This window comes from Gemmatimonas phototrophica, from assembly GCF_000695095.2.
Taxonomy (GTDB): Bacteria; Gemmatimonadota; Gemmatimonadetes; order Gemmatimonadales; family Gemmatimonadaceae; genus Gemmatimonas; species Gemmatimonas phototrophica.
In genome coordinates this window covers 2,019,643-2,030,487 of the sequence record NZ_CP011454.1, presented here as the reverse complement: position 1 = coordinate 2,030,487, position 10,845 = coordinate 2,019,643, and the positions used below count along the sequence as shown (strand labels likewise).

General features: G+C 63.7%; 10 protein-coding genes. 8 read left to right on the top strand and 2 right to left on the bottom strand.

Annotated elements, in window-relative coordinates; translation table 11 throughout:
- Positions 1–19 precede the first annotated feature (19 nt).
- The 8 genes from GEMMAAP_RS08425 (at position 20) to GEMMAAP_RS20300 (ending at position 8,499) form a co-directional block, all read left to right on the top strand.
- Positions 20–571, top strand: a complete 552-nt coding sequence (locus GEMMAAP_RS08425) for a hypothetical protein (RefSeq protein WP_026850609.1) — start codon at positions 20–22, stop codon at positions 569–571.
- Entirely contained in the window at positions 571–1,086 is a 516-nt protein-coding gene (locus tag GEMMAAP_RS08420; RefSeq protein WP_026850608.1) for a hypothetical protein, read from the top strand. The genes GEMMAAP_RS08425 and GEMMAAP_RS08420 overlap by 1 nt, the downstream gene beginning before the upstream one ends.
- Positions 1,087–1,812: 726 nt before the next feature.
- Positions 1,813–2,358 (top strand): hypothetical protein, encoded by a 546-nt coding sequence (locus GEMMAAP_RS08410; RefSeq protein WP_026850607.1) that lies wholly within the window; start codon positions 1,813–1,815, stop codon positions 2,356–2,358.
- Between the two features lie 134 nt (positions 2,359–2,492).
- On the top strand, positions 2,493–3,032 hold the full coding sequence (locus tag GEMMAAP_RS20305) for a hypothetical protein (RefSeq protein ID WP_026850606.1): 540 nt from the start codon (positions 2,493–2,495) through the stop codon (positions 3,030–3,032).
- A 38-nt stretch (positions 3,033–3,070) separates the two neighbouring features.
- On the top strand, positions 3,071–3,850 hold the full coding sequence (locus GEMMAAP_RS08400; RefSeq protein ID WP_026850605.1) for a fimbrial biogenesis chaperone: 780 nt from the start codon (positions 3,071–3,073) through the stop codon (positions 3,848–3,850).
- A 421-nt stretch (positions 3,851–4,271) separates the two neighbouring features.
- The gene (locus GEMMAAP_RS08395) at positions 4,272–7,382 is read left to right on the top strand and encodes a COG1470 family protein (protein ID WP_026850604.1); all 3,111 of its coding nucleotides are present in this window, start codon (positions 4,272–4,274) and stop codon (positions 7,380–7,382) included.
- Between the two features lie 11 nt (positions 7,383–7,393).
- Positions 7,394–7,954, top strand: a complete 561-nt coding sequence (locus GEMMAAP_RS08390) for a hypothetical protein (RefSeq protein WP_145979062.1) — start codon at positions 7,394–7,396, stop codon at positions 7,952–7,954.
- A gap of 95 nt (positions 7,955–8,049) precedes the next feature.
- Positions 8,050–8,499 carry a hypothetical protein gene (locus tag GEMMAAP_RS20300; RefSeq protein ID WP_145979061.1) on the top strand — a complete coding sequence of 150 codons (450 nt, stop codon included), beginning with the start codon at positions 8,050–8,052 and terminating at the stop codon, positions 8,497–8,499.
- A 154-nt stretch (positions 8,500–8,653) separates the two neighbouring features.
- Here GEMMAAP_RS20300 and groL read toward each other — a convergent pair whose 3' ends face one another.
- Together groL and GEMMAAP_RS08380 are read right to left on the bottom strand one after the other, a co-directional pair.
- Positions 8,654–10,285 carry a chaperonin GroEL gene (gene groL, locus GEMMAAP_RS08385; protein ID WP_026850602.1) on the bottom strand — a complete coding sequence of 544 codons (1,632 nt, stop codon included), beginning with the start codon at positions 10,283–10,285 and terminating at the stop codon, positions 8,654–8,656.
- Between the two features lie 27 nt (positions 10,286–10,312).
- On the bottom strand, positions 10,313–10,600 hold the full coding sequence (locus tag GEMMAAP_RS08380; protein WP_026850601.1) for a co-chaperone GroES: 288 nt from the start codon (positions 10,598–10,600) through the stop codon (positions 10,313–10,315).
- Positions 10,601–10,845: the final 245 nt, after the last annotated feature.

Here is a 10,845-nt window from a genome sequence, read left to right as displayed (position 1 = left end):
TCTTCGCCAACTTCTACGTTTGCACCCTGCGGCCACGCGCCTGCTGGTGTTCGGGTGTTTTCTCCTCCCGGCGTTGGCCGAAGCGCAAAGTATTTCGTGTACTGTCCTCGCGAAGGAAAGTGAGCGCACCTGTTCGGCCACTTTTGAACCGCTGGCAAGAATCCCCGTGACGGCACAGATGGAGGCGCCATCTGCGTCGTACGCCCTGGCGCCGGCGAACGGCATAATCACGGCCGATGACTTTGCACGAGGATTCGCGGTTCCGGCGTCTCCTCTCACGCTCACGTGGCGGACCAACGCGAACATCCGCATCTATGTGCGCAGCGCAACTGCGACCCTGACTGGCGGCTGCAACAATAAACCGGCGTCTTCCGTTACCGTGGGCACGACGACATCGACCGCAACGGACGCGCTCCCGAGTACCGGCACAGGCCAGTTGTTGTTCACCCAGGCGAGTCCGACGGGCGGCGGTGCTGGCACCGTGCATTTCCGGGTGGGGCTGAATTGGGCCAGCGACGCACCTGCCGCAACCTGCCTGCTCCCTCTCATTTTTACGGTCGAGCCATACTGATGCGCCATGGCCGTGCGGTGATGATGGTGTGTGGCGTGTCGGTGGTCTCGTTCGCCTTGGTGGGCGCGTCTTTGTTGGGCCAGTCTCGCCCGGTTCAGCAGGTGCAAGGCCAGCCTCGGACAGTCTCCAGCGCCTCCATGGCCGTGCCCTTCGTTCACGACGCACGGACGGCCGGTATTTCGGTGATTGCGCCGAAGCGGGCGAAGTGCGCACCAGGGCGCTGTTTTTCCGTGATGGTACAGGCCAAGGCGAATGCCGCGTGGCGCCTGGAGAGCAAGCTGTGGGGACCACCGCAAGGGTTTTCCCTGGCGATCAGCAGTATCAATGCTCCGGCCGTCCCGGTAGCAGATCTCAACGCAATGGTGTGGAGTAGCGTGCTGCAGGGCGGAGCTGCGACCCGCACCCAGGTGGTTGAGGTGACCCTCTACGGTGCACGACTCAAAGGACCAGGTGGGCGGCTGCCAAGTGAGCTCGACATCGCCTCGCTCCTGCAATTCCGGTTGGTTCGTCAGTAGCGGTACGCTGCCGGAGACCATCGGCGGCGAACGGGCGCGCTACTTTTTTCGTATGGCCCGAAACGAGCCGGACGATTCCACGGATCCGGCCGTGGCGACATCGAACCAACTGCCCCGCAGCGAATCGCCCACGACGCTTGCGACATGACGGCGCGTACTGCCGCCGAGCGTCACGTCGAACTCGACCGTCGTGGCACCAGCCATGCGGCCGCCAACTGGCCCGGCCACTCGTCGTTGCTGTCCCTGGGCTGACGTTTCCAGGACGTCATAGGAGCCGGTAAATCCACTGGCGGAGGTGCTGCGCAGGGTGAGGCCCCCCAGAAATGTGCCCCCTGCCCCACTTGCAGACAGCCCCGACACGTCCCATTGCCCTTCCACCGGTGTGACACCGGGGGGTTCGCTGGTTGACGGGAGACAGGCAGACAGTAGGCAAGCTGTTGCTATTGATACACTTAGCGAACTAACGGCGCGCCGGACCGGGATTGAAATGATCGTCACAGTGGGGAGACGACGCTGGCTGTTCAATAGCAACGCTGGCACTGCTATCACGCGAATCTGCAATTTTCCGGAAGCTGGGTACGACCTTTTACGCATTCAAGTTTTTGTGACGAACAACCGGGGCAGATCTTCTATGAGGTGGCTATCACGTTCCCGGCCCCCCCATACCAACGCCGGGCAGCCAGACGGGGAATCCCCCCGACCACACCCTACTTCCGGAGTAGATCGATGAAGGTCACTCGGATCATCGCCGCGGTCGCCATGTCGACCGTCCTGGCGGGAACCGCTCAGGCGCAAGCCACGAATACCGCCAACTGCACTGGTGGCACTCCCAGCGCCGCTGCCAGTGCTTGCTTCGTCCGTAACACGGTATCGGCCACGATTCCGTGGGTGGCGCGCATGGAAATCACCACGGCCACGACGCTGCCTTCGCCTACGGCTGAAGACTTCGGCGCCCCTGGTGGCAAGAGCACCACGGACCCCACGGCATTGACCGTGAGTGCCAACGCCGGTGTCACTGTAACGGCAACGGCGGCCACCGCCGCCTGGTCGGGACCCTATGCCAAGCCGGCCACGGACCTGCGCATTTTCCTGCCGGCCAACCCGTCCACCTTTCTGACGCTGAGCAACACCGCGGGACAGACTGTGTTCACGTCGACGGCCGCCACTTCGGCCTCGCTGGTCAACATTGGCTACAATGTGCTGTACAGCTGGGGCAGCGACGTGCCGGGTTCGTACTCGCTGGCGATCAACTATACGCTGTCCAGTCCGTGACCTGATTGTCCGGGTGGCGCATGCGCACACGCGCATGACGCCGCCCGGGTCGTCGGGGTCGCCCGGTCATGATCGTGCACGCGAAGTGCGGTGCCCGCTTCCTGTTGGGGAACGTCACTCGTCATAGGTCGAGGATGTTGCACGCCCTTGCTGCCCCTGTGTGGTTGGTGCTGGTGCTGGGAGCGTTCGCTCCGCGCACCGCATCGGCTCAGGCGGCCTGCAATGGGGGCACCTCCTGCTCCGTGACGGTCACGCTCCGCCTGGGGCGACCAGAGGTGTTTCGCCTGTCATTGAGTCAGGCCACCACCGTCGTGCCGGCCCTTACAGCGGCAGACTTTGCGGCGGGCTTGAAGGACGCTCCAGGTCCAGTCCTTACCGTGCTGGCCAACGCTCCGTACCGGGTGACGGTGCAAGCGGCGGCGGCGACCTGGCAGTACACCGGCGCGTCGAGCAATCCAGCGAAATCGTCGGCAGATCTTCGCTGGGCCCGAACGGCGGGCGGTCCGTGGACCAGCTCATCGAGCGCCACGACCATTTGGCCCGCGTCCGGCACAGCGGCTCCGGCCACGGCGGGGCAAACGATTTCTCTGTTCTATCGGACGCTGTGGCAATGGACCGGCAGTCCGCCGGGTGCCTACACGCTCCCTGTGAACCTTACGCTCACTTCCCCATGACTTTCACTCCGCCAGCCCCTCTTCGTACGTCGCGTGTCATGCCGCGTTTCGTTCTGGTGGCCGCACTGACGGCGCTTGTGCCGTCCAGTGCCAGCGCTCAGCTGGCCATCGACAAGCTCGATCTGTTTCTGCGCCCTGACGGGACGGACCAGCGGAGCGGTGTCCTGACCGTCCGCAATGACGGCCAGACGGCCGCACAGGCCGTAGTGCGTCTTGAAGACTGGGATCGAGCCCCCGATGGCAACAACCGGTTCTTCCCCGCGGGTACCGTGCCCGGAAGTTGCGCCCCTTCGCTGCAGGTCTTTCCGCAGGCGCTGACGCTCAAGCCTGGGGAAACACAAAGCGTACGCATCGATTATACCGGTCCAGCATCGAGGGCCAAGGAATGCTGGTCGCTGGTGGTTGTCGAAACGCCGGCACCACGCGCGCAGGCCAATGGGCGTCAATTGCTGTACAACATCCGCTCGGGGCTCAAGGTGTATGTGGCGCCCGAAGGACTCACGCTCCATGGCGAAGTGGAAGGATTGTCGGTCGCGCGTACGAAGTCGAATGGACGTGATCAGGATGTGGCCATTGTCGCCTTTGCCAACAAGGGCGCGCGTCATTTCGTGACCAAGGCCCGCATTGAGATTCGTCGTGAAGACAACAGCCTCGTGCAGACGGTCGATCTCCCTCCCATGTACGCACTGCCAGGCGCCACCATGCACGCCACGGCAGTTTTGCCCACGCTACCGGCGGGGCGGTACCTGTTGATCAGTGTCGTGGACTACGGCGGCAGTGAGATTGCCGCGGGCATGTACACTCACGAGGTACGCTGAGCATGGTGTTCGGCCGTCCCGTCACGTTGCGCCGCATGCTTGTCGCGATAGCGACGGGCACGTTTGCGCTGGCCGGCCGGCCTTCCGTCTCAGACGCGCAAGCGTGCGTGGCGGGAATTTCGAACAGCTGTCTCACCGTAACGTACTCCCCTGTTTCAGCAATCCCGTCCGCTTCAGACTTTGCCAATGGCGTGGCTGTCCTTGGCAGCTTCACGATATCGGTGCTGAAGTGTGGTCGGACGCCGTGTCAAGTGACCCTCGGTGCACAAGGGCAACCGCCAGGTGGGCTTCGCCTTCGCATCGGCGGCGCGGCACCCACGTCGATTGCTGACTGCCCCCTGGATGTTTCGGGCGTTTCCTCGCCGAACGCTTCGCAGGCTCCCGTTCTGATGCAAACCAACGGCGCCACCACCTTTGTGGTATGGGTGTGCCGCCCGTTGAGCTGGAATCCGGCAACAACGCCGATTGGTACGACGTCGACCGAGATGCGGTTCCTGTTGCGTCAGGGGCGATGACGATGTCCGCGGCCGATTTCCCTCTGGTACGGCTCCTGGGGCAACGTGCTGCCCTCGCGCTCGTTCTCTGCGCCGGCAGCGCCTCTGCGGCACAAGCGCAGTGGAGCAACAACGCCGAAACAGCATTTGCCACGCGTAGCGTCACGCGCAGTATCACGCGCAGTTCCATGGGATTGTCCGACGGCATCCCGAATGTTTCGGCAGTCCCGGCGCGGCCCCTGTCTGCTGGTCAGGCGTTCGCCGCGCGGGCGCCATATCGCGTGGCCAGTGATTCGGGCACCATCCCAGTGCGCGCCGATACCAAAGGTGAAGAGGTCACCGTTGTTCGGGTGCCCATTCCTGCCGCCGTGCGCCTGGATGCGGCCATGACGTTGCGGTCGGCCTCCTACCGGCTGGTGGTCGGTCGTCATGTGCAGGTGCTCGGTCCCATCAGTGGCAGCATCAACCCGGTGCGGGACACGGCCATCCTGGTGGCGTTCCGTGTGTCACGTCGCGCCCCGGCGGGGCGATCGCTCGCGGCCACGGCGGAGTTTTCGGTGGGTACCATATCAGCATCGGTCCCCATTGAGCTCAACGTGCCAACCCGGCGCCAGCTCAGCCTTACCATGGAGGCCACGTCGTTGCTGGCCACGCGTGGACGATGGACGTCGATGGCGTTGCGGGTGACCAATGCCGGCAACGTCGAGGAACTCGCCGCAGTTGGCGTTGGGCTTCCGCAGAACTGGCGCGCCGACGTGCGCACGGCGAGTCGCGCCCAGCGCGTCGCGCCAGGGCAAAGCCTTCCCGTGTCGCTGCGCCTCTGGATTCCTGCACAGGCCAACAGCGGTCTGGTCATGCTTCCCGTGCGCCTGGTGCGCCCCGGGGAGCGGGACACGACGGTCCAGTTGCAGGTGGATGTCATGGGTGATTTTGCCCGGGAGCAAGCGGGCACCCGAGTCACCACCTCGGTGATCAGTGGCCACACCGCTGGTCAACCGGGGGCGACTGCCTATGCCGTTGGGATTGCCGGCAACTTGAGTGATTCCACGATCCTCAATGGGCGACTCAGCTATGCCGGTGCGCTCGACGCATCGGGGACCAGTGGGATGCTGCTGGCGCGTTCGGGGATGTTGACCGGTCCGCCGGTTCTTGAGCTTCGGCACCCGGCGTTACACATCCAGGCGGGTAGCGCCATGGTGCCGCAAGCAGAACTCGGCGGTTACAACCTGGCGGGACTGGGTGGTGCGGTGGCGATCGAACGCGCCGGTCTGGTACTCCGCGGTTTCGATCTGCGCCCTCTCGGGACGACGATGAGCACTTCCCTGCTCCCCATTGGCGCAGGGCGTCTGCAAGGTGCCGAGATGGGCTTTACCTCATCACGATTCCGTGCCTCGGCGTTTGGCAGCCGACTCAATGATGAGTTTACGCGTCGGACCCTGACGGCGTACGGTGTGCGGACCGGTATCGGGCAGGCCGGTGGATCACAATTGCAGACGGAAGTTGCCTATCGGGATGCTGGTCTGCAGCGCGGCGTGGGCGTATCCAGCACCTTCCAGCGCACCGGCGCGCGCTCCTTTGTGGAAGCACGAGTGCTTCACGCGCCAGGCGGATCTGCCGGCTTCGCGCGGGCCACAGACGAGGTGAGCCTCGCCGCATCGCGGTCGTTGGGGTCACGCGGGTTTGTGGCCGTGAACGGCTGGCGGCAACGTGATGCGAATCCCTTGCTGGGTGCGCTGCACAACGGCGGGTGGTCGGTGGCTCCTGCCGTGGATCTGCCACGATTCGGGACCTTAGGTCTTGACCTCCGCGGGGGCACCTTCCGTTCAACCGTAGAAAACACGCGCCTGGGAAATACGGAAGTGAGCGGCGGCGGCATGTGGTCCCACACCCTGCTTGGGACATCAGTCATTACACGTTCGTCGCTGTCGCGCATCGACCGTGCGCTCGCCGACAGTACCTTCAACACGCAATCGCGGCAGTGGCGTCTGGATCATTCGGTATCGTTGCTCCGGGGTACTGCCCACGGCACGATGCAGGCCAACTGGACCTATCAGCAGTTCTCGGCGGCAGCGGGCAATCTTCCAGCGCAGCAGTCACTGCACATTCGTGCCGAGCGGGTGCGTCCGCGCCTCTCATCGCCATTGTCGTTTGAAGGCGAGGTGCAGCGGCTGCAGATTGGCGCGAGCGGACCAGCGTTTTGGTCGGCTCGGGCCGCGGCCACGGTGGATTTGCGAATGGGGCTCTCCATTACCCTGGCCGCGGAGCGCAACCCGTTCATGAACATGATTGCGGGTGGTCGCCGCACCCCCATGGCGTACACCCTTCGCGTGGATCGCACCACCTTGCTCCCACGCCTGATGTCGGGCGCACGCAATCAGGTCTTTCGCGATGACAATGGCAACGGCCGCCGCGATCGCAACGAGCGTGGGGTGGGAGGCGTGGTCATCCGTTGCGGCACCCGTCTGCTGCAGACGGACAATAGCGGACGCTTCAGCTGTGCTGAGCGAGAGCAGTCCCTCGATGCACGAACTGTCCCGGTGGGACTGCTCGCCGCCTCTCAGAACGTGACCTATGGCGAACCGGTTGCTTTGCGATTTGTTCGCCCCGTTCGGGTCGCCCTGTATGTGGGTGGGAGCGACAGCTTGCGTTTGCGATCGCTGATGCTGTCCGATGCCGTGGTGTTTGCCCGCGATACGGTCGGGAGCCTCTTCTATGCCCGCGCCGACACGGCGGGACGGTTTGTTCTGGAAGCACTACCCAGTGGCCGGTACACCATTGGCGTCGACGCCTCGACACTCGAGGAACCGTTGAGCATGTCCGACGCTGAGCCGGTGGTGCATATAGGTGGCGCGGATACGCCTGAGCTGGTGACCATCAGCATGCGGGCGCGTCCGATTCGTGTGAAAACGTTTGATGCCTCCTCGCCTGGAGTCCGAATGCAGCCGGGCACTCCGCCGGCACCGACGCGACGGTTGCGGAAAGCCCCTCGATCTCGGATCGAGCGTCCGTCTCCCGCATCTCGCCCGCGAGCACAATGAGGCGCGCCCCGGTGTCCACGACCCCTCTGCTGATGCGTGTGCTTGGGCTGCTGCTGCTCGCCGTGACGCCGTGGGGCGTATCCTTGGCGCAAGGGACCTGCGTCACCGGCACCTCGAACAATTCGTCCTGCCGACTTGAAGTGAATATCAGTTCGACCATTCAGGCCACGCGTCGTCTGGTGGTGACCCCGGGAACAAGTTTCTCCCTTACGCCAGCCAGCGGGCAGCTTGGCGTGGACGATTACACCGCCGGGATGTTCAATGCCAGCGGGTCGATTCAGTTGCTCGTGCAGTCGAATGCCCCGTGGCGCGTCTCAATGCAAGCGCTGAGTGCAACGCTGACCGGTTCCTGCACCAACAAGAGTGCCTCGACGATTCAATGGGGAACGACCTCCGCGACGCGGACGACACCGGTCAGTCTCTCGGCAACAACCGTGTTCAGTGGTGGAACATTCACGACTGGGCAACCGCGTGACGTATTCTTGCGGGTCGGTCTGGGCTGGCTCACAGATGGCCCGGTGTCGGAGGCGAACTGCACGCTCCCTGTCTCCTTTTCGGTGAGTCCCCCGTGAAGGGATGGTCCGTGTGCCAGCACTGCGGACGCCCGCTCCCTGTCTCCCGCCGTCGCGCTACATGTGCCACGGTGTGCTTGGTGGTGGGGGCGGCCATGAGCCCGGCCGCTGGTGTCAGCCAGCCTTCGCCGAGACTGACGACCGGCGCGCCCCTGCCGATAGAGACCGTCACCAGTGTGGTCATCGGAGCGTTTTTCAAGCTTGAACCGACACAGCCGGTGTTCGCCGAAAGCGGTGCCCCGCTTGATCGGTGTGCCCCCCTGACGTGCTTCCGTGCCACCGTGACGCTGCGCAGCAACAGTGGCTGGCAATTGCAGGTGCGACTGGCTCCCACGGTTGGTGTGACGGCACCGATTAGCTGGTGGCCGACGGACGGTAGTGGCCTCCCGGTGAGCGGGACTTGGCTCGCTATCGGCGATGGCTCCACACCAACGCCAGGTGTGCCGGTCTCTCTCCGCTTTACCGCAGGTGGTCCAACGTCGCAGCGTCCTGACGCGGTGGGTTTGTCATCTGCCCTCCAGTTCAGGGTCGTTCCACTGCCCTGACTGGCCTGACGGCTGCGGGCCGTGGCGCGTGTGCGCGTGGTCGTGCCAATGGCTTGAGCGAATCAATCAATCAATGAATCAATGCACAAACGGGCACCCCGATTGGGGTGCCCGTTGTGTTTGGCGTGGTACGGTTGAACGCGAGGCGTTCGACTTAGTACATGCCACCCATGCCAGGGCCGCCAGCCGGCGCCGCCGGCTTGTCGTCCTTCTTCTCGACGATGAGCGCTTCGGTCGTGAGCAGCAGACCGGCGATCGACGCCGCGTTCTGGAGGGCCGTACGCGTGACCTTGGTCGGGTCGATGACGCCAGCCTGCACGAGGTCTTCGTACACGTCCGTGAGGGCGTTGTAGCCGAAGCTCGTTTCCTTGGCCGTACGGATCTTCTCGATCACGATCGAGCCTTCACCGCCAGCGTTCTGCACGATCATGCGCAGCGGCTCTTCGATGGCGCGACGGATGATGTCGACACCGATCTGCTCGTCGCGCTCGGCGACCTTGACGTCCTTGAGGACATGCTGCGCGCGCACGAGTGCGACGCCGCCGCCCGGGACGATGCCTTCTTCGACGGCGGCACGCGTGGCGTGCAGCGCGTCTTCAACGCGGGCCTTCTTTTCCTTCATTTCGGCTTCGGTCGCAGCGCCGACGTTGATGACGGCCACGCCACCGGCTAGCTTCGCGAGACGCTCCTGGAGCTTCTCACGATCGTAGTCCGACGTGCTCTTGTCGATGGCGGCGCGGATTTCCTTCACGCGGCCTTCGATGTCCTTCTGCTCGCCAGCGCCGTCGATGATCGTCGTGTTGTCCTTGTCGATCACAACGCGCTTGGCCGAACCGAGGTCCGTGAGGACCGCGTTCTCAAGCTTGAAGCCGACTTCGTCGGAGATGACCTGCCCCTTCGTGAGCGTCGCGATGTCCTGCAACATCGCCTTGCGGCGATCGCCGAAGCCCGGCGCCTTGACGGCGACGATGCGCAGCGTGCCACGGAGCTTGTTCACGACGAGCGTGGCGAGGGCTTCGCCTTCGACGTCTTCCGCAATGATGAGGAGGGGCTTGCCGAGCTGCGCCACCTTCTCGAGGACCGGGAGGAGGTCCTTCATGGCCGAGATCTTCTTGTCGTGGATCAGGATGAGCGCGTTCTCGAGAACGGCTTCCATCTTTTCCGGATCCGTGACGAAGTACGGCGAGAGGTAGCCGCGGTCGAACTGCATACCGTCGACCGTCTCCAGCGTCGTCTCGAGGCCCTTGGCCTCTTCAACGGTGATGACGCCGTCCTTGCCGACCTTTTCCATCGCTTCCGCGATGAGGTTACCGATCTCGGGGTCGTTGTTGGCCGAGATCGTGCCGACTTGCGCGATTTCCTTCTTGCCCGTGGTGGGCACGGAGATGCGCTTCAGCTCTTCGACGATCGACGCGACGGCCTTCTCGATGCCGCGCTTGAGCGCCATCGGGTTGGAACCGGCGGTCACATTCTTGAGGCCTTCACGGAAAATCGCCTGGGCGAGGACCGTGGCGGTCGTGGTGCCGTCACCGGCGAGGTCGGAGGTCTTGGTCGCGACTTCCTTCACCATCTGCGCGCCCATGTTCTCGATCGGATCGGCCAGTTCGATTTCCTTGGCGACCGTCACACCGTCCTTCGTGACCGTCGGGGCGCCGAACTTCTTGTCGATGACGACATTGCGACCCTTGGGGCCGAGCGTGACCTTTACGGCCTCGGCCAGCTGATCAACGCCACGCTTGAGTGCCGCGCGCGCTTCCGTGTTGAAATGCAGTTCTTTAGCAGCCATGGTAGCTCTTTACGGTTGGAGTGCGGTTCAGTTGATGACGGCGAGAATATCGGACTCGCGCAGGATGAGCAGCTGCTCGCCCTCGATCGTCACTTCGGTGCCGCTGTACTTGCCGTAGAGGATCTTGTCTCCGGCCTTCACGTCCATCGGGACGCGGGCGTCCTTCTCATAGCGGCCGGGGCCAACAGCAACGACGGTACCCTGCTGCGGCTTTTCCTTGGCGGTATCGGGGATGTACAACCCTCCGCGCATCTGCTCCGCCTCTTCGAGCGGCTTCACGACTACGCGATCCGCGAGCGGCGCGACCTTGGACATACGGGTGATCTCCTGCAAACAGTGTCAGGGGACGGACAGTAGGATGTGCTTCACTGTGATTAGCACTCAACACAGGTGAGTGCTAACGAGGTATAACCTAGACAGGGAACGGGGTCCCGTCAAGCGGCGGACGAAGCTGTTAAACCCATTAAAATCAACAGCTTAGCATCAAGCCAGATAGGCAGGCCCGTTTGCCGAGGTGGCACTCGAGACGACAAAACCAGTGATCTCGCTGCCAAATTGGC

What these genes read in the sequence shown, in the direction of transcription:
- GEMMAAP_RS08380 (WP_026850601.1), bottom strand. Translation starts at nt 10,600, where the DNA reads ATGTCCAAGGTCGCGCCGCTCGCGGATCGCGTAGTCGTGAAGCCGCTC.
- GEMMAAP_RS20300 (WP_145979061.1), top strand. Translation starts at nt 8,050, where the DNA reads ATGAGCCCGGCCGCTGGTGTCAGCCAGCCTTCGCCGAGACTGACGACC.
- GEMMAAP_RS08395 (WP_026850604.1), top strand. Translation starts at nt 4,272, where the DNA reads ATGGGTGTGCCGCCCGTTGAGCTGGAATCCGGCAACAACGCCGATTGG.
- GEMMAAP_RS20305 (WP_026850606.1), top strand. Translation starts at nt 2,493, where the DNA reads ATGTTGCACGCCCTTGCTGCCCCTGTGTGGTTGGTGCTGGTGCTGGGA.
- GEMMAAP_RS08420 (WP_026850608.1), top strand. Translation starts at nt 571, where the DNA reads ATGCGCCATGGCCGTGCGGTGATGATGGTGTGTGGCGTGTCGGTGGTC.
- groL (WP_026850602.1), bottom strand. Translation starts at nt 10,285, where the DNA reads ATGGCTGCTAAAGAACTGCATTTCAACACGGAAGCGCGCGCGGCACTC.
- GEMMAAP_RS08410 (WP_026850607.1), top strand. Translation starts at nt 1,813, where the DNA reads ATGAAGGTCACTCGGATCATCGCCGCGGTCGCCATGTCGACCGTCCTG.
- GEMMAAP_RS08400 (WP_026850605.1), top strand. Translation starts at nt 3,071, where the DNA reads ATGCCGCGTTTCGTTCTGGTGGCCGCACTGACGGCGCTTGTGCCGTCC.